Source organism: Prodigiosinella confusarubida (genome assembly GCF_002847015.1).
GTDB lineage: Bacteria > Pseudomonadota > Gammaproteobacteria > Enterobacterales > Enterobacteriaceae > Prodigiosinella > Prodigiosinella aquatilis.
The window spans coordinates 2,528,930-2,549,702 of sequence record NZ_CP025085.1 but is presented as its reverse complement, the minus strand read 5'-3'; the positions used below and the strand labels follow the sequence as shown (position 1 = coordinate 2,549,702).

Annotated in this window: 13 protein-coding genes; 3 read left to right on the top strand and 10 right to left on the bottom strand. The window is 40.1% G+C overall.

The features are described 5' to 3' along the window. Nucleotides 1–8: 8 nt before the first annotated feature. From CWC46_RS11610 to CWC46_RS11570, 9 genes are all read right to left on the bottom strand, one after another. Nucleotides 9–731 carry an RNA polymerase sigma factor FliA gene (locus CWC46_RS11610; protein ID WP_021016411.1) on the bottom strand — a complete coding sequence of 241 codons (723 nt, stop codon included), beginning with the start codon at nucleotides 729–731 and terminating at the stop codon, nucleotides 9–11. Nucleotides 732–1,146: 415 nt separating this feature from the next. Further along, the gene (locus CWC46_RS11605; RefSeq protein WP_021016412.1) at nucleotides 1,147–3,579 is read right to left on the bottom strand and encodes a glycosyltransferase; all 2,433 of its coding nucleotides are present in this window, start codon (nucleotides 3,577–3,579) and stop codon (nucleotides 1,147–1,149) included. 66 nt (nucleotides 3,580–3,645) lie between these two features. Continuing rightward, nucleotides 3,646–4,773, bottom strand: coding sequence for a Gfo/Idh/MocA family protein (locus tag CWC46_RS11600; protein ID WP_021016413.1), 1,128 nt, complete (start codon nucleotides 4,771–4,773; stop codon nucleotides 3,646–3,648). Further along, on the bottom strand, nucleotides 4,773–5,951 hold the full coding sequence (locus CWC46_RS11595) for an ATP-grasp domain-containing protein (RefSeq protein ID WP_021016414.1): 1,179 nt from the start codon (nucleotides 5,949–5,951) through the stop codon (nucleotides 4,773–4,775). The genes CWC46_RS11600 and CWC46_RS11595 overlap by 1 nt, the downstream gene beginning before the upstream one ends. Nucleotides 5,952–6,084: 133 nt before the next feature. After that, nucleotides 6,085–7,155 (bottom strand): class I SAM-dependent methyltransferase, encoded by a 1,071-nt coding sequence (locus tag CWC46_RS11590; protein WP_021016415.1) that lies wholly within the window; start codon nucleotides 7,153–7,155, stop codon nucleotides 6,085–6,087. Nucleotides 7,156–7,235: 80 nt separating this feature from the next. Then, the gene (locus tag CWC46_RS11585) at nucleotides 7,236–8,360 is read right to left on the bottom strand and encodes a DegT/DnrJ/EryC1/StrS family aminotransferase (protein ID WP_021016416.1); all 1,125 of its coding nucleotides are present in this window, start codon (nucleotides 8,358–8,360) and stop codon (nucleotides 7,236–7,238) included. A gap of 89 nt (nucleotides 8,361–8,449) precedes the next feature. After that, the gene (locus CWC46_RS11580) at nucleotides 8,450–11,974 is read right to left on the bottom strand and encodes a glycosyltransferase (RefSeq protein ID WP_021016418.1); all 3,525 of its coding nucleotides are present in this window, start codon (nucleotides 11,972–11,974) and stop codon (nucleotides 8,450–8,452) included. A gap of 652 nt (nucleotides 11,975–12,626) precedes the next feature. After that, complete coding sequence (locus CWC46_RS11575) at nucleotides 12,627–16,310, bottom strand: glycosyltransferase (RefSeq protein ID WP_021016419.1); 3,684 nt, start codon at nucleotides 16,308–16,310, stop codon at nucleotides 12,627–12,629. Nucleotides 16,311–16,454: 144 nt separating this feature from the next. Continuing rightward, entirely contained in the window at nucleotides 16,455–17,654 is a 1,200-nt protein-coding gene (locus tag CWC46_RS11570) for a FliC/FljB family flagellin (protein WP_101377495.1), read from the bottom strand. 290 nt (nucleotides 17,655–17,944) lie between these two features. Here CWC46_RS11570 and fliD point away from each other — a divergent pair, with 290 nt between their 5' ends. The 3 genes from fliD to fliT are packed head-to-tail and all read left to right on the top strand — an operon-like array spanning nucleotide 17,945 to nucleotide 20,221. Continuing rightward, nucleotides 17,945–19,417 carry a flagellar filament capping protein FliD gene (gene fliD / locus CWC46_RS11565; protein ID WP_021016421.1) on the top strand — a complete coding sequence of 491 codons (1,473 nt, stop codon included), beginning with the start codon at nucleotides 17,945–17,947 and terminating at the stop codon, nucleotides 19,415–19,417. Between the two features lie 27 nt (nucleotides 19,418–19,444). After that, on the top strand, nucleotides 19,445–19,855 hold the full coding sequence (gene fliS / locus CWC46_RS11560; protein ID WP_021016422.1) for a flagellar export chaperone FliS: 411 nt from the start codon (nucleotides 19,445–19,447) through the stop codon (nucleotides 19,853–19,855). Continuing rightward, complete coding sequence (gene fliT, locus CWC46_RS11555) at nucleotides 19,856–20,221, top strand: flagella biosynthesis regulatory protein FliT (protein ID WP_021016423.1); 366 nt, start codon at nucleotides 19,856–19,858, stop codon at nucleotides 20,219–20,221. 158 nt (nucleotides 20,222–20,379) lie between these two features. On the opposite strand, the gene fliE is transcribed toward fliT, so the two are convergent. Beyond that, nucleotides 20,380–20,694 carry a flagellar hook-basal body complex protein FliE gene (gene fliE, locus CWC46_RS11550; protein ID WP_021016424.1) on the bottom strand — a complete coding sequence of 105 codons (315 nt, stop codon included), beginning with the start codon at nucleotides 20,692–20,694 and terminating at the stop codon, nucleotides 20,380–20,382. Between the last annotated feature and the right edge of the window lie 79 nt (nucleotides 20,695–20,773).

Below are 20,773 nucleotides of genomic sequence, written 5' to 3'. Positions count from 1 at the left end.
GCTTCCAATTAAACATCGTTCATTAATTTTACACGCAGACGCTTTATCGCCTGGCTATGCAACTGGCTAACTCGTGACTCCCCAACATCCAGAACAGCACCGATTTCCTTCAAATTCAGTTCTTCCTGGTAATAAAGAGTCAGCACCAGCTTTTCACGCTCTGGCAAATTTTCAATCGCCTCCATCACTCTCTCACGAACACTAACATCCATGAGCTGACGCAGCGGATTGGCCTCTTCATTTCCCTCCAACAACGCACCAGCGCTATCACCATGTTCTTCGCGCCATTCATCGTAAGAAAACAGCTGGCTATTATTAGTATCCAACAAGATCTGACGATACTCTTGCAGAGTGATATCCAGAGCCTGAGCAACTTCTTGCTCAGTGGGTGCCCTACCTAGCAGCTGTTCAGCCTGACGCATAGCATTAGCCACTTCACGGGCATTACGTCGCACACTACGAGGTGCCCAATCCCGACTCCGGAGTTCGTCTAACATCGCACCACGGATACGCTGTACGGCATAAGTCGTAAATGCCGTGCCTTGCAACGAATCATAACGCTCCACCGCGTTGAGCAGACCAATACCTCCCGCCTGCAACAGATCGTCAAGTTCTACGCTCGCAGGGAGACGAACCTGCAATCGCAGAGCCTCGTGCCGCACCAAGGGGATATAGCGCTGCCAGAGAGAATTTTTATCCATTGTGCCTTCGGCGGTATACAGATCGCTCACAGTGACAAATACCTACGATGATAATGTTATCGATACTATTATGCGTTTGGTCTACATAGATAATCGAATGAATAACTCTATAAAAGAGCCGCTATTTCTTCCCATACTGAAAAATCTTTACATTTCTCCGACTGAAACAGCCCAACGTAGCACCTAATGTAAGCAGTACGCCACTACTCAGCCTCTCAGCCCGACATTACTAGTTAAGCATAACTAACACAATATGCTATCTTATTTGAGAAATATTACCCTCGCGTTATTAAATGGTCTGTTAAAATGTCATCAATGATAACCATTATCAATGATACACAAAATGATTTGTCGTTATTAATGTTATCAATCCATCGGGTTAACCAGTGAGAACAAAGGCCATGAAGTGTTTTATAGAAAGTTTTTCAGCGCCCACTTACTAAATTTAAATCACCAACCCCTTGATTAACCTTTGTGAAGACAATCCCATTTTGTTAAAAACTTCAAGTATCTTGGGACTGCTTTGCACAGCAGAAATTAATATTGGATCATCAGATTCATACAGTTTATCCGGATGATAAACATCAATGCCTAAAAATTGAGTATTTATCTTTGAAGGCGTATTATCAACTATATATTTAACCGATACCATCTTAAAGAAGTTAGAATTTTCCAGTAATAATTTTGTTTGCGCACCCGCGCCCCAAATAATTACACTTGAAAAATTCTTTTTATTTGCCAAAATATTTTCCTGCCCCATTGAAGATAATATGCTTACTATCTCAGTATATCTATCTGAGGGAACAGACGATATCCGCTGACGGAGTAAATCGTCGAAAAATACATGCCGGCATCCACTTTTAACCAAAAGCCCATACAATAAAATAGCTGACACAGCTGATATAGCATCAACTGTTTCTTTTTTGAAATCATAGCTTATCTGAAAGTTACAAGATAAAAGATCATTTTCAAGCATGGTTTTAACGAAAGCTAATACTTCACTTTTATCATTATTATTTTCCGTAAAAATATATTTTATTGTTATGTTTTGTGGTTTTAATGAAGCATATTTCTTTAAATTATTAATAACTCTATCAAATCCTTTGTTTTGTCTTATTTGAAAAAACTTGTTCTTTGTTCCTGCATCAATACTGGTAATGACATTTGCCCTATCATTATTAATGGCATCAGACAATGCATCGATGAATTTGGTTGAATTAGTAATGACTCGTTGTTTTAAATTGGGGAATTTATTAGATAAATATCTTAAGTGCGCAGAAAATTCTTTATCCAGAGTTGGTTCCCCTCCACCCCAAACAATAGAGTTACATAATGAAAGATCTATATTTTTCAATAAACCATAAATATCGTAGCTGGCCTCTTTCCCACCGTAATACTTATCGCTACAGTATTCACATTTCATGTTGCATACAGAGTGATATTCTAATGAAAGGTGCTCAGGTTTCAGTTCATCAAGATCTCCCCACTCATTAAATTCCAGGAATGGGCATCCATCGCACTCAGGGGCTTCACCTTTATTAATGCGTAAAAATAAATCTTTCTTCTCTTTTAATATATTCTCATTTGTAAACTGATTGAAAGTATAGTTATTTTTATTCAAAAGTACTACATCGCCTTTCATTATGCCATTTACGAAGAATCGTTTGCAGCAAGTACGGATTTCATCCGGAGCAAAAAATACTGAATGATGTAAATCATAGCAACTCAACATTTTATTTTTTATATTTTGCATAAATGAAGATATCTTTGATACAACAGCATCATCATTTTTTTCCATCAGAGATACGAATTTCTCATGTATTAGGAAATACTTTGTTTTTAAAGCAATTTTCTTTACACCAGACAGCCTATTTTCTGCCTCTTTCCATAAAGTATAAATAACCTGATACAATTCTCTTTTATCTTTAGGATCTAGTACCCATATTTCTCTGATGCGAGTCGCTACTATACCAATAAACCCCACATACAAATTTCTGAGCAACAGTGGAGATAACGAATCTTGTTTAATCAAAAAATCATGAATTTCATTAAAGGCCCGAAAAAAACCTTCAAGATGAGAGGGTGTTATAATATTGATTATAGAACCACTTCTATTATTTTTTAAATAAATTGGATTATTTACAACACCTATTTTTTCCACATGGAAATATACTTTAAAAATGAAATCTATATCTTCATGAAATCCGCCATGAAAAACAATCTCATTGTCAAGAATTAACCTGCGCTCTATCGCTGTATAGATAACGGATCCATCCATTTTCAATGAAATATAATCGCAGATTAGTTTTTGCTTCTTTTTAGTCAAATTAACTAAATCTGTTCTTCCACCACGCTGGCTCTCTTCAGATTCTCGGGTATATTGCCAGTCGAATGCAACAATCTGAACATCGTTATCTTTAATATAATTAAAAAGTATCTCAAGTGCATCAGCAGAGAGAAGGTCATCGGCATCTAAAAATATAATCCATTTACCTCTTGACGCGAATATTCCTATATTCCTCGCAATACCTGGACCACTATTAATTGGCGTGGTTAATATATTAACATTGAAACTATACGTTGATAATTGCAATTGATTAAATGTTTGATCAGTAGAACAATCATCAATAATAATGACTTCAAACATCAGGGGATTGATTTTTTCCTGACGTTCAATGCTTAACAAGCAATTATGGATATAGGATTCGCCATTATAAACAGGAATAACAATAGAGAAGAAAGGAAAATTACTCTCACCAAAAGCCACAGTAAGAGACTTGCTATCCACATCAAGAGAATTGACAATCCTGGCTGGAGGTATAGCATCATTATTCACGCTGCTAATGACATTGTTTAATAAGTTATTTTCAGCACTCATGCTCAACTCTCTATAATTTTAAGGATATAATGGCACGATTAACATAATGCTAACCAATAGTAATAATTATATTTTTACCTTACATCCCTTAATTGCACTGGCATTGACTTTACTTAAAAAATCAAGCCCCTGATACGCGACATCAATGCCAAAGACATCACTATTGCATTCTCCTCTGAGTGAAGCAGCAATGTCTTCATAAGAGTTAGCGAAGGCTTCAATAAATCCAGCTGGATGCCCGGCTTTGAATCGGCTATATCGTGCATGATTCGCCACAATATTGTCAGGGTGTGTACGGTCAACAGTCCAGGAACTACCGCTTATGTTACTGATACGCAAATGTTCAGGGTCCATCTGTATCCATTCAGCCGAGCCTTCACTACCAAACACACGTATTTTTAGACCGTTACGATAACCAAGAGCAGCTTTGCTGTACCAATAATTACACACTATTTCATTAGTATAATTAGATATGCAATGAACAGTGTCGATAACATGTGGGACTTCACCAAATGTATGATGTGTAGCGTAAACATCCAGTGCCGTTTCTCCAATCAGAAAGTCAACCATTTGATGAACATGCACACCAAGATCCAATGAAACCGTAGGTATTACACCGTCGCGTTGGCGCCAATTCTGAGGCCGGGGAGACTCACCTTCTGCTGTATGGCGTAAAAAACCTTCCTGGGGCATTTCAATCATTATTTGTCTTATTACCCCAAATTCTTGCTGAGCAATTCGCTGACGCAATTCTCTAATCATGGGGTAACCACAATAATTGAACGTAACCAATAGCGTCCCTTGATGAGAGTTCAATGCAGTACGAATTTCTTCGACTTCACAGGTACTCACGGCTAATGCCTTTTCGCAAATCACGGGCAATTGCTGTTCAATACAGGAGATAACAATATCTTTATGCATAGGGGTAGGCGTGAGTACGACTACTGCGTCTAGCATTTTTCTTTCTGCTTCAAGAAACTCAGCAAGACTGTTATAAGCCCTGTCAAGTGAGACACCCCAATCATCTGCGGTAATTTTATTAGTTTGTGCTTCACGACTGAAAAAACCGGAAACCAGCTCAAAGCTACCATCCATTTGAGAAGCAATTTTATGGGTTTCGCCCACAGCTGAATTTATTCCTCCGCCGATAAAACCGATCTTCAGCCTCGGATAGTGCTTTGAGATATCTCTCATTATTCCTGCCTCGCAAAAGTACTTTTAACAAAAAAATAGTTTTTAAGAAACTGAGTATGGAATGACATTTCTTCTACATTCTTAAACTCAGAAAATATAATACCCGCACGATCCTGTGGTGCTGCTTGTAAAACCTCGCCACATGTTTTAAGCAAAACAGCTTCAATAACTCTGAAAGGCGCCCTTTCACATTGGAGCGCCATAAAAGGAACAGATTCACTGGTTGATACGGTATGTCTGGAAATAAATCGTTTTAATGCTGGTCTGTATTCAGAAATAGGCACGGAATGTCGAAAAAATGGTGCAACAAATAATGTTGAGTAAGCGATATTTGTCGAATATTGAACCAATTGACTATATAAATCACCAGGACAGCGCCGTGTTACTTCAATCAGCCAAAAATCTTTTCCATTATAAATAAACTGCGTATGTAATAGTCCATCGCAAAGCTGAAGATCTGAAACTAGAGCCTGCAAGCAATCACTGATTCTATTTTTTAGCGTCTCATCCATTTGAATATTCAAACAACTACTGTTAACCTGATAAGGATAAATAGTGCAGAATTCATTGACAAAAAACTCACAAGCGATACGCCCATCACGAATAAACGCCGAATGACTGTGTAAAGAGCCCTCTTTAAACTCCTCCAGTACCGCCTCGCCAGAAACTGACTCACGGATAGCTGTCAGGTAGGCATCCTTTACATTTTCTTTCTGATTTACCTGAACGACACCACGGCCACTATATGCATCAGTCGGTTTAACTAAAATAGGGTAATGCAGCTGGTTAGCAGCCTCAATCGACGTTACCGCATTGGGAACCGGAAAGCCTTTTTTTTGTGCATATACTCTAAATTTATCTTTCTTAAGCAAAAGACTCGTTGTATCCGTAGAATCAAAACCAGGCAATCCCAATTGCTCTGCTATCCATGCGCCACTAAGATAAGACATATCTGTTACGCCTGGTAATATCGCCTGAACATTTTCTTTCTGAGCCAGTTTAAGAACCTCTTCTCGGTTGGCATAGTTTATAGGAAATGATTTTTTAGCCAATAAGTGACCGGGATCAGAAACTTTACCGCTGCAAACTCCCACAGAATGCCCAAAAGACATACTGGCCTGAAGAAGTGGCAAGGAAGAAAAACCAGCATCAAGGATTAGCGCATCTATTTTTGCCATTATTGCTCCCAGATAATGCTACTTATAATAATAAAAGATAGATTAATGATTATTTCCTATAGTGGTTGTAATAAATAATATTAACGAAAGAAAGTGATATCTATTCTTTTGATAAAAATAAATATTTTTATACTTATAGTTTTATATATAACGTATCGCTAATCAAGAAATGTGATGTAACTCGCGGATGATGAATTAATTCATCACCTACACGTTTGGGACCGTCGCCAAAGGCCCAATCATAGTCATCAAGCAATATCCATCCGCCTTGCTGTACATGTGGCATCCAGGTTTCAATATCATTTTTCACATCTTCATATTTATGATTACCGTCAACATGAAGAATGGATATTTTACCATTGATAGATGTTTCACCAAATTCCGGTGTAGTTAATTTACCAACCGATCTACATCCGACATATGTTTCACCAGCAATAACGGAAGGTTCACGAATATAATTAATATTATCAAGTTCCGCTGCTGAGACGAGGAAACCTTCAAAAATCTTGTCATAATTAATAGTATCTGCCATATCATTGACAAGTTTTGCCTGTTCACCTTGATCACCGACATAAATATAGGCCCACGGATCCACACATATCACATTTCCAATATGATGCTTCGTTGCTAACCAAGCCATTGCATATGCCGATCTTCCCCATAAAGTACCAATTTCTACAATATCCCCGCATGGGATATTTCTAAATAAATAGCACAACACTTTAAGTTTACTTTCATCACTTTGCCCTGGCACATTATTGTAATTAATAATTAAATTTGCGTACTGATTTTTTCTAAGTGCAGGGGCCGTTAGTTCTATATTTTGAAATACATCATCAATACAATTCTCAGCCCAATGATAAGCTGCATCGAATTTTTTATATAACTGCTTATGTATATAATCATTACATAACTGGAAATGAAATTTTGTCTTATTTTTCTCTTTGAATTTTTCCAAATAATTTAGCACTACGTCATGAGGCGCATAAATATGACTAATATTTTCTTTAAGTAAAAGTGACTTAAATTCACTATCAAAACTGTCCTGGCTGATATAAGGTAGATAAGCCGATTTATAGCTTAATCCTTCAGGATCAGAAGATGCACGAACCACTTCCATTCCCATAAGTATCGCTGATTGCGCGTATTCCTCTGCTTCTGGTAAATTACAGGGGAAGACAAGTAGTTTACTTTTATTGTTCATAAAAAAACCTTTAAAATGTCCATCTGAGACGTCGTTTTATCGCGCTCAACCGGTAAATCATCATCGTATGCAGGTAGCAGTTAATTCGATGCCGTAGCTATTGAAGATGTTATGATAGAAATAATTCTATCTTGATCAGACGCTGATAACCCCGGGTAGATAGGGAGACAAAGAACAGAACATGCAACACTATTAGCCATGGGCAGTAATGAAGCACATGCGCTAGGTAATCCTCGATACATGGGAAAATCACTAATCAAAGGATAAAAATATCGCCTGGTGAAAATTCCATTCTCTTTTAATGTAATAAATAATTCATCTCTACTAATAGGAGATTCACTCTTGATGAATATTGGAAAATAAGAATAATTCCACTCTATAGACTCGGGGATATCAGGCATTGAAATATAAGGAATATAGGCTAATAATTCACAATATCGATTATATATTGACTGCCGTTCTATCAATGCATTCTCAATGTAATTTAGCTGAAGCAACCCGAATGCAGCTTGTATTTCACTCATTTTCCCATTGATCCCCGGAGCCACTACTCTGGTTTCTTCCGCAAAACCAAAATTCTTCAGGTAATCTATTCGTTGTTTCATCTTGGCATCAGGGCAAATAATTGCACCACCTTCAAACGTATTGAAAACTTTTGTCGCATGCAGGCTAAGAATAGAAAGATCACCATAATGGAGTACGCTACTATTGTTTCTTTTCACACCAAAAGCATGTGCTGCATCGTAGATGATCTTCAAACCATAGATATCAGCAATATTCTGAATTTTATCAACGTCACAAGGAATGCCATAGCAATGCACGGGTAAAATAGCTGACGTCTCAGGTGTAATAGCGGCCTCGATTCGATCAGGATCAATATTACAGGTCACAGGATCAATATCGACAAAAACCGGTTTTAACCCATTCCATAATAATGTATGAGATGTGGCAACAAATGAATAAGGGGTCGTAATCACTTCCCCCGTAATTTTCAGCGCTTGTAATGCGGTCAATAAGGCCAAGGTACCATTGGTAAACAAGCACAAATGCTCCACCCCAAGATAATCAGCTAGTTCTTTCTCCAATTGTTGATGGAATGGCCCGCCATTTGTCAGACATTTATTTTCCCAGATCTTTTCCAGATAAGGAATAAACTCATTCAGTGGCGGCAATAATGGACTTGTGACATATATATTATTTTTCATAATGCGACCTTTTATTCGCAAGATTTTATATATCCTGCCAAACCAGAGGATATAGAAACAACAAATTTACAAAAATAGCCGGATAGTAATTACCATGATTCTTTAGGTAACCAGGATCGGAGACATAATTTAATATTATCATTTTCAAGCATCCAGTTGCTAAAGACATGATGTCTTAATTCTTTACCTTTAGCGTCCATTGCATTTCTATCATGCAAATGCATCTGGATGGCAGATAGCCAATCTTTATAGCGATTTTTAACTCTTTTAACAGGGAGATTATCTTTATAACTTTCTATATCACTACAAATAACAGGAATACCACATGCACCAAACTCTAGCAAACGTAAATTATTCCTGCATCGGTTAAATAAAGTGTCTTCCAGAGGCGCAATAGCGAGATCCAGGTTAAGACCGGCAAGTATCTTTGGATAATCCACATTACCAGGGTATCGGTGGAACTCAGTAATATAAGGCTTGAGTCTTTCCGGATATTTCCCAAGAAAGACCCATTCTACTTGTTCCGATAATTCCCTGATAATAGTCGCTAACAAATTAATATCACCAGGGCTTAAATCATGAGTAACACACCCTATTCTCACTTTTTCAGATGGTTGACATTCCTGTTGCAGGGCTTTCCATTCACTGTTCAGAAAAGAAGGCAGGATACAGATATCACGGTGATCTTTACTATAAAGCTCAGCCAATGTCTCTGACGTTGTTATCACACGATCAATAAAGTCAAATTGTGCTATTAAATGCTTACTTTTCCCATGCCCGTTCTTCTTGACTAAACCAACAGATAAGAAATGCTCATCGATATCACACACAGTAAAAATAGGGTTTAAAGATTTGATTTGATCCAACCAATGATAATGTTCAGCGAGATGACATCCCTGGACAATCAACACATCAGGATTAAAGCGATATAATTCAGGAATGGTTAATGCCTTCTGAATCACGATTCCATCCAACACCCCGTCAGACTTCATCTTTTCCAACGGATATATGATACGGGAATCAGCACTTCGTTTATCTTCACCGCGCCAGGCCATGATCACCGGTACTGGACGCCAGCTCAGTGGTTGCCAGGTTAATGCGGAATTCCATTCAGGTTCATACCCCTTCCCTTTTAATGACAAATTTTTATTGTAAGAAGGGTCATTTGCTATCAAAGGTAACCAACGCCGATAAACATTAACTTCATATTCACTCAATTCTTCATACGAAGATGGCGATCTTCCTGTATTGTCTTGAGCAATAACTGCATGTGGCGTCCATACCGACATGTATCCTGATTCTCTGACTTTAAGTCCAAAATCAATATCACGAAGTGAAGCAACCTGAATATTCTCGTCCATTCCACCAACATGAGTATATACCGATTTCTTAACCAGCAAACAATCTCCACTCAACACACAATAATTTTGGTCAGCGTTCAGGCGCTGCATATAACCGGTGTTGTCAAATATGTCACCGATAAATGGGCTGTCAGAAATACCATTCAATCCCAAGATGACACCAGCAGAACTTATTGTCTTGTCAAGATTAATCAGCTTAGCCCCTACACACCCCACTTCAGGGCGCAGCCCCTGATTTAAAAGGTTATCAAGCCAATCTACCTGAACTAGCAATGTATTTATATCTAATAGTAATATGAACTCGCCATTAACCTCTTCTACAGTATGATTCATTAATGCCGGAATAGTTGACAAATGAGGATACGACAAAACGCGGATACGTGATGAATCTATTTCTGCCACCGCGCTTAGCCAAGTATGAATTTCACCATTGCATGACTCTCCTTTAACAAGGATTAATTCATATTTAGCATATTGTGTTTTTTCCAGCAGACTGGTCACACAACGTTGCAGCGAGGAAAGTGAGTCTTGCACGATGACAATAATTGAAACCAGTGGCGCCGCCTGCTGGTGCCCATATACTAACCTATATCCACCTACGGAATGTGGAATAACCTGACTCCCCGAATAACCTCTATTCTGTAAATGACGCATGATAATAGAAATATTTTCTTCATGGGTGTTATTGATTCGATCAGCATCAATCAATACAGGTTCAGATAAATGTCCAATACCAGAGATATCTTTACTTTCAATTAATCTGATAATAGCATCGAACTCAAAAGACACGATGAAGCCAGAATCAAAACCATCAATATCAATTAATGTCTGACGTTGAAATAACCAGTGTCTAGCCATTCTCTGGGGTAAACTTAGTAATAAATCAAGATTAAAATCCGGGAAAAAGTCAGCAGCAATATTGTCTTCAGAGTCATTCACTAGCATATCGCTGTAAACCGCGTAGCAATTCTCGTTTTTTGCCAGGTTTAAACCGGCGATAAGTAAGCCATTCGGAGTAAAATATGTGCCTGAATATACACACTGTAACCAGTCAAAATTATACTGTTCTATAACCTGATTAAGCAGCGTATGTGGTTGCTCTGCGATGAGAAGGCTTACCCAATCTGTTACAGATTCAGATAACTCAATATGATCAACGGTCAGGATAACACACTCAATATATGGGTATTCTTGCCTGGCCACAGCCAACGAGTCAATGGTTGAATATAGATCATCTTTATTGCCACCAATATTAAGGATAGCAATGCAAAATTTAGGCATCACACGGTGCTCGTCAAATGCTTTTTTGATTAATATCTTTTGCCCAGATGATACCTCTCGTGTAGATAGCCAACCCTTTAAATCACGTACTGTTTTTGTACACGCATATTGCTCAGATTTTTCCTGCGTCAGTTCAAAAAACACATTTAATTGTTGTAAGAATGTGTCTTCTAGTCTTTCATAATGCTCTTTTACTTTATGGAGATTAGATTTTACTGACGCCACTTCTGCCGGATCATCACTCCAAGCCACCCCCACATTACCAATATCAGACATTGTTTCTTGTGTAATGGCATACTTTTCATAACCAGGTGCAATCCTTGAGATAACAGGACAGCCACATAGCGTTGCTAACACACAAGTACTCGATGCTTCATAAGTATATAATACCCGGCCTCTTTTAAGCACTTGTGCCAATTCGTTCAATGGCAATGGATTGGAAATAGATAATATCTTTATGCCTTCAGGTAAAGTTGAATAATCTATAGAATCCGGGCTCACTCTATTTAAATATAAAAGATCAAGATCTTTTTCTCTATTATCATCGCAAAATAGGTCGAAGTCATAAAAATCCAATCGGAGTAGATTTACGTTAGCTTCATTATCAGCAAGCTCTTTACGGAAGTAAAAAAATAAGTCATCCTCACCTTCTTCAAGCATATTTCCATTAAGCAATGCTTCTTTGTTAAGCATAAATCTAACACACACAGGGGCATCAATCGGGTTGCCTGAAATAATTTCCGGATATACCGCAATAAAAATCCCGCCGTTTAATTGATGTCTCTGTGAATCGTCTACACTCAATAAAGGAGCATTCCAGTCAGGGTTTCCTACATTACACCCCACCATATATGCCTCTCCACCCTGTTCATTAATTAAATGACACAAGCGATGAAGCACCCGGATGCCAGAAGAAGACTCTCGGTAATCCGGTGATGTAATATAGTATGGGTATTTATTTCTTTTACTCATTAGTAATCCGACGATAAGAGAGAAGCATTCAACGTGATGTATACCCTAGATAATTCGAGTTGCAGGAAGACAGCAATCGAATAAATTCCCAATAGCTTACATAAGTAAGTGACTGGGGTGAGCAATAGTAGTCAACATGCTTGAAACGTGAAGTATGATGGGTATATCTATTTATTGTGCCTATATTCATTTGAATAAAAGAGGTATTAGGCTAACAATGTCTATAATTATGTGACAGTTGCAAATGGTGTATTAAAGTCTTTTTGGTATGTGGGGAAAAAGCCAAGGCCACGCTACCGCCTTGGCTAACAGCAACCAACACGCTTATCACATCCATCAAGATGCAGAAACATTGTCTGCATTGAGTAATTAATCCGAATACCAGACCAACTGCCCGTTTTTGTAAAAAACCATTACGGTACACAAAGAGTACCCACCTCATGATACCAATAAAAACATCATTAACTGGCATGCAAGACACATAATCTAGCCTATGAATACCTATTGTTTTCCTGCTCTATTCCCTGCATTGAAAATGCTATTAGTCATAAGCTATCGGGGTGAATACTATGAGGGGACGTAATGTCATATTACATATTCTTTTTAAAAAACAAGAAAAGATAACTCCTCCTTGTATTTGGATGATTTATTTTTAAGGCATCCAGGCCGTAAGCCAGCTTTCTAGCCCCGTTCCTTCCAACATCCAGTTTTGACGGATTGCATTGCGTAAAGCATCTCCCATACGCGATGTCGCCTCTATATCATTAATGTGCATCCGAATTGCATCCACCCAATCCCTGAATCGATTATTCACCAACGTCACAGGGAGATCGCAGCGATATGGTTCAATATCGGTACAAATTACCGGTACACCACATGCCCCCATTTCAAGCAGCCTGAGGTTACTTTTACATCGGTTAAATTGATTTATTTCCAAGGGGACTATAGCCAAATCAAGATTCAGGCTGGCAAGTTTTTCTGGATAAAACTCAATAGGAACGCCCATATGAAATTCACAAGCCACATCACTGGGTTTCATGCCCATGAATACCCATTCAACTTCATTTTCGAGAGCTTTCACGACACCTTTAATCAGCGCTAAATCTCCGGCGTGTGAGCTTCCTCCGGCCCAGCCTACACGCGCTTTTTTGCTAATACGGCGATAACTGACAAGATTTTCCCATAACTCAGGAGGCAAACGATTAAGTGCAACCCGGATATCAGAATGAAACGGTTCATATTCCTTTGCTAATTCAGGTGTAGAAACGACCAACCAGTCGGCCTGCTCTATTGCTCTCCTGATACGTCTTATCACATCCTGAGAAATACGATGACGAGCATGGTTTGCTACAGGAATGTTGGGTAAATAATCATCGTACTCCAACACAACCTTAGCCCGATTATACTTACGATAATGCTGCATCAATTGAGGAATTTTCTCACCGGTCGCACCCTGTAAGATGATCACATCAGGATCGACGCGCGCGACATCAGTGAGATTAATCATCGGCCCCAGATGAAGCCCACCTTCAATGCAGGCATTTTGTTCAAGATGTTTAAATGGCTGTATTACTCTGTAATGCCCGCAGCCAAACCAATCAGCATGGCATCCCAGAACAACCGGTAACGGGCGTCCTGGCAAGGGTGTCTGACAACGGGATGATGTTATTGAAAACTGAAATCCAGGTACTTCACGGCTGAATGCCGGATGATAAGCCGGATCATTAGCTAATTGGGGTAACCAATGTTGGAAAAGCCTATCAATCTGGGCGTCATCAGCCTGAGGTTCTATACCAGACAAATCGGATCGCAAGCGGGTTGCCCCCCCTTGATGATGCAACTGGATTTCAGGAGTCCAAACGATAAGATAACCACGCTGACGGGCTTTAAGTGACAGATCGACATCGCCAAAATAAACAGGAAAATCCTGTGTATCAAATCCGCCCAATTCAGTAAACACGTCCCGACGCATCATCATACATGCCGCACTCACCGCGCTGACATTATGTGTAACTTTCAAACCGTTCAGATATCCATCACTATCACCATCCATCCCTTGACAAGCAATAGCCGCAGCGCCATCCAGCCCTAAAATGAACCCGGCATGTTGAATACTGCCATTGGAAAATACCAGCTTACAACCCACCATGCCCACTTCAGGACGCAATGCATGTTGCAACAACACAGATAGCCAGTTGCTATCTGTGATTTCAATATCGTTATTTAAAAACAGTAGAACGTCACCGCGAGCATGTTCTACAGCATAGTTATTAATGGCTGAAAAGTTAAAAGCATCCGGCCAGCGTAGTATCCGAATATTGCCCAACTTCATACAGTCCAGTTGGTTAAGGAACTGACAGGCCGCTGCATCCTGTGAATTATTATCTACAATTAACAATTCATAATGTGGGTATAGTGTCCGCTCCATCAGACTCTCAACACATTTACGTAGTACCGACAGATTGTCGCGAGTTGGGACAACAATTGATATAAGCGGCTGGACAGGGAGATCGTAACTTATTTTTAGCGTTCCCTGACATGCACCGCCACTAACCTGTGCACCGATACTCAATCGCGATAAGTGGGCCTTTACCGCCGTTGCGGAGAGGTCTAGTACCTTACCTTTTTGCAACCAATCAACCACTGACTCTTCAGCATGTAATAGCACCTCAGTAACATGTCCCAGTGCCTGAGCCCCCACTTGCTCAACAAATCGCCAAGCTAAATCAACCAGTACTGCATCCTGTAATTCAGTGTTCAACCCACCAACCTGAACAGCATGTTGAGGAGAAAAAGCTAACGATTTGCCGATATAGGGAAAACTACGCAGCATGTCGATATTACTATCTGGTTTCAGTACTAATTTTTCTGGCTCACAGCCATTAAGGACATCTTCGTCGACATAGCAAACTAATGAATGGCTATTACATACCCGGTGCTCCGCCAATAGTAACAACGCTTGTGGTTCAAGTAGATCACCAGAGTAGATAACAAATAGGTAGCCCTCATCAAAGGCTGTCAAGCGAGTGTTGATCTCCTCCGCCCAGTGGACCGAACTCGTAATCCATTCACCCTGAGTAAAACCATCAGGCTGTACCAATGGTGAAATGATCAATAACTGACTAGGTAATAATAATTGCTCGCTAAGACTCGCTAAAGACCGTTTGATTTCTATAGCGTTGCCCTTATTATCAACCAGCACTACCGCTATTTTCCCCAAACTGTCCTGCGACTCAAGAATAGTACGTAACAATATGGCTCGGGTAGCAGATGGTCGCCGATCTTGTTGCCAGCGAGCCAGTGAATATGGTGGCAGAGCGACACTTTTACGTATTTTATTGTGAAGCGCTAATTCCTGGACTACTGGTTCGGAAATTTTCTTGAGATAAGGAGGAGCCAGTTTTTCCAGTAATGAACTAAAACGCCGAGAGAATCTCCAGCGGTTAATGAATTCAGCTTGATGTGCAACCGAGAAATTTAGAGCAATCTCAAACCCGCTGCGCAATTCATTAATCAGTGAAGCAATGTCAATCTTGCGTGATGATTCACTAGCTGAAAAACCCTCTTTGATGGCCAACTGAATATTTTTGTCACTAAGGTAGCCAATCCCACCATGCTCACCATAAACATAAGCGGGAATCCCCATACATAGCGCATAGGCAACCCCTTCCAGAGTAGAAATAACAACATCCGCACTATTAAATTGCGCGGCTGATGCAGCTCCACTCGTAACACAATCACTGGTTATTCCATTAACCATCAATTGTTTCTGTAATTCATGGACTTCCTGCGCAGACTGCTCTGTAATAATGAGCGCGTGAGATAGTTTTTCACAACGACGATAATGCTCTGACTTGCAGAAATGTTCAGCTACCCAATAACCAGACTCAATTTTATCGTGCGAAATACCCGCCTGAATAAACATTTGTGCATGAGCAGAGGATACACAAAGTATGCTATCGGCTAATTGGCCTTCCAAATAATGGTTAAGATATGTAGTCGGTGAAGTACTTAAGTGGGAAAAGACAATATTACTTTCAATACCAGTAGATTCTAATCGACTCAGCATATCAACACTGAAAATCGAATCCTGCACCCATAGAAACTCATAATGGTTATCAAATTCATAACTCTCATGACTCCATTGGTCGACGATGAGGATCTGATCTTTTAAATCCCACTGTCCTATTTCTTTCTGACATGCACCACCATAATAATGTGTATAAACATCAACCAACCATCCATTAGTCACTAAATAGCGAATGGCCTCCAGTATGACGACTTGCTCATAGTGGAATTCAGAAAGTTGATTAATACTCAATAATGCACGAGGCATATAAATATCCTTGAAAGTAAGCATCGTCGAGGGGCAGATAGAAAAACAGAATACGCACATTAGCATACTGAAATAATACCAATGGCTGGTTAAGAGCAAAAAAAACCCGGCTTTCGCCGGGTTTGAACGTAAAATTCACAGCTATTACTGCAGCAGAGACAGAACGGTCTGTGGAACCTGGTTAGCCTGTTTCAGAACAGAAGTACCCGCCTGTTGCAGGATCTGGGCACGGCTCATATTAGAAACTTCAGTTGCATAATCAGCATCCTGAATACGACTTCTAGCTTCCGTCAGGTTGTTAACAGTATTGTTCAGGTTACTGATAGCAGAGGTGAACCGATTCTGAATCGCACCCAACGAACTACGCTGTACGTCAACCGATGATATTGCTTTATCAATTGCAGCCAACGGGCTACTCGTTGCACCAGAAGTCAGCTTCTTCAGACTCATGTTCGCTGTATCCAGCTTAAATGCTGCGGTACCAGTAGTCGTGCTGGTATCGGCACTCTGCGGATCTACTGCAATGTAGAAGGAACCAGTAGTACCAGAAGCGATATCAAAACCGTTTGCTTTCAGGTTGTTTTCTTCAGTAGCGCTGGTAGCAGTGATGTCAACTTTAACAAACCAGTTGCCTTTACTATCCTGAGTGGCACCCGTAGCAACAGTAACACTACCAGAAGCGACACCCAGTTTTGTTGCCAAATCACCAGGGGTTGATTCAGCGGCAGTAGTACCCGTTACATTGGTAGTTGAACCATAAGCTTTCTGGTAATCTGCCGTAGCCAAGGCACCCGTTGCAGTGCCGCCGTTTGGACCAGTTACATTGAAACCATCCAGGCCCAGAGTTTTGGACGTTACTTCTTTCAGTCCGATATCAATAGTTTGGTTATCATTAGCACCCACCTGAATAGACATGGTGGTATCTTTGCTCAGTACGTTTACACCGTTAAATTGAGTTTGAGCCGATACACGGTCAATTTCATCCATACGGGCTTGGATTTCATCCTGCATAGAAGAAAGGTCACTAGCAGAGTTGGATTCGTTCTGTGCCTGAACTGTCAGTTCACGCACACGTTGTAAGTTGTTGTTGATTTCGTCCAGTGCACCTTCAGTGGTTTGTGCGATGGAAATACCGTCGTTGGCATTACGTGCAGCGACAGTCAACCCTTTGATGTTAGCAGTGAAACGGTTAGCAATAGCTTCGCCGGTTGCATCATCTTTAGCGCTGGTAATACGCAGGCCCGAAGACAAACGAGCAATAGCGGTGCTCAAAGATGACTGAGATTTGTTCAGATTGTTTTGGGTCAACAGCGACAGGCTGTTTGTATTAATGACTTGTGCCATAATGGTGTTTCCTTTTCAATTCAAGTCGGTTTTAGGTTTCGGGCTGTTGCCCACGGCGTTAAATCACCGTCCTAAGTTGTATCGGCACGGCCTAAAGAAGCTTTAGTTTTTTTTAAAAAAGTCGGTTGATCCTTTTAAGAACCAGGTACTTTCTCATGGCAGCGCATTACCTATCATGACATTACGTTTTCATATAGTTATGAGAGATAATAAAATTCATTTTTACTATAAACTTTTCAGCGCAACATCCGATATAGCATCATTAGCACAAAAAATAAGGATCAATACTCATGGCAAGTACAGGTGCGAGTGCGGGCATAAATAACTTAAATATTTCAGGACTGGATTTAAATAGTCTACTTACCAACATAACAACTCAGGAGCAAGGTCGCCTTACTCCCTTAACCAATAAGCAGACGGCTTATAACAGCCAAATTACGTCCTTTGGCATTTTAAAGACGTCGCTGGACAAACTGAATACTGCCACTGAATCGCTGGCGAAAATAAACGATATCGCTACAACTTCTGTCAGTAGCTCCAATACCGCGTTCACTGCGACGACCACCGCCAACGCGGCAGCGGGTAACTATGCAGTGGCTGTAACCCAGATCGCACAGGCGCAATCACTGATATCCACCTCAGTAGCCAGCGAAACTGACAAGTTAGGTACGCCGACCACCGACAGAACACTAACAATTGCCCAACCGGGGCTAAATAAAACAACAACGATTTCGTTATCCGACTCACAGACTTCTCTGACCGAGATTCGTGACGCCATCAATAAATCGGATTCTGGCGTAACTGCAAGTATAGTGAAAGCCAACGATAGTAGTTTTCAACTGATGTTAACAGCTAACGACACCGGACTGAAATCTGAAATCACCGTCCAATCTAATGACACTTCTTTAGATAATCTGCTTCATTACGAAACCACTACGCCAGCTAATAATAAATCCACTCAGCTCACTGCGGCTCAAAACGCTACCTTTACATTAAATGGCATCGCGATAGAACGCCAGAGCAATACGATCAATGATGCCATTGATGGCGTTACCTTTAATCTGAAGAAACTATCAGATCTTGATACCACCACCACACCTTCCACATACAAAACTGAAAATCTGACTGTTTCTAAAGACACATCCCAGTTACAGACGGCTATTCAAGCATGGGTCGATGCTTACAACTCGCTGCAAACCACTATTAAGTCGCAAACCAAATACGTTGCTGTTAGTCCAGGTGATACGACTCAGAGTACAGGTAATGGTGCATTATTAGGCAACAGTACTGTTCAGGGTATCCAACGCCAATTACAAAGCCAGTTGACTTCGATACAAAGCCAAAGTGGCACACTCAAAATCCTTAATGATTTAGGGATTAAACAGATCGCTACTGGTACCGATCAGGGGAAATTGGAAGTCGATACAACGAAATTGCAAAAAGCACTTAATGAACAACCTGATAACGTAAAAGCGTTCTTTCTGGGTGATGGGAAAACAACGGGCTTCGCTACACAGAGCAGCCAGTATCTAACAGAAGTGTTAAATACTAACAACGGACTTATTCAAACCTCTACAGATGGCATCAACACCTCGTTAAAGGCGCTGAGTAAGCAGATCGAAAATACGACAAACAGTATTAATGATAATATTGCGCGCTATAAGGCTCAATTCGTTCAGCTCAATACGTTGGTATCACAGTTAAACGGAACCAGTAGTTCTCTGACTTCCTTGCTGAGTTCTTCGAGTTCCAGTAGCAAGTAGTTTGAGTAGTTGATAAGAGAGAAATTTATGTATAACAGAAATGGTAGCCAAGCCTATGAGAGAGTAGGCTTGGAAAGTAGTGTAATGAGCGCAAGTCCCCATCAACTGATCGTACTGTTGTTTGACGGCGCGCACAGTGCGCTTGTCCGTGCTCGAATCCTGATGCAGAAAGGTGATATTCAGGGCAAAGGTAATGCTTTATCAAAAGCTATTAACATTATCATTAATGGTTTAAAAGCAGGGCTGGATACAGAAGGTAATGATGAACTGGTAGATAACCTTTCTGATCTTTATGACTATATGTCCCGTAGATTATTACACGCTAACCAACACAACGATGAACAGGCAATAATTGAAGTCGATATCCTACTGGAAAATATTGCTGATGCATGGCGCAGAATTGGTCCAAATTATCAACCTGAGCAGGAAGTGCGTTAAATGGACAATCTCCATCAGTTTCTCAACAATTACCGACAGCTTTTATCTCTCAGCAAAGAGGTTTTAGCTTTGGCTGTTAATGGCCACTGGGATGAACTAGTTAAACAGGAAATTATTTATATCCAATCAGTGGAAACACTAACAAAGACGCCGCTGCCTACAAATATTGATAGCGTTACGCAGTTACATTTCCGGGAAATTTTGCAGGAAATTGTAGATAACGAAGCCACCGTTAAGCATTTGCTCCAGAAACGGATGGATGAGTTGGGTGAACTGATGGGTAAATCGCTAAATCAAAAAAATATTAATGACGCATATGGTAAGTTTTCCCAACATCGAACACTGCCTGGCGACCCACAATCATGAGCATGACAATCATAAATTCATATCACACCATTTTGATAAACTATGGGCCAGCAATCAAAAGCTGGCTTCCGACTGAGTTTAATGCCCAAACAAACATAAACTGGAATAAAAAGTAATATAGAACAGCAAGCTATGTCGTAATAATATTTACGCCACGCTCATACGGTCATATTCATCACATCCTGGTAAGCAGAAACCAGTTTATTTCTAACTTGAATACCCATTTGAAGTGAAACAGATGCCTTCTGTAAATCCACCATGACATCGTTCAGTGCAACCCCAGGGACACCCATAGTGAAATTTTTGGCCTCAACCTGGACACTCTGTTGAGTGTCACTGATTTTATCAATGGCTGATTTTAATTCGCTAGCAAACCCTGGTCCCATAGCAGGTCTGGTGACCGGATTATCTGCTGCCTGTGTTATGGCAACCTGCATTTGTTGTAATACACCATTAATGCCTTGAACTGACATACTGCCCCTCACTTTCTATCGGGTAAATCGATTTAACCGCAGATTCGCGCTAACTAATTGATAAATAATGAAATAAAAA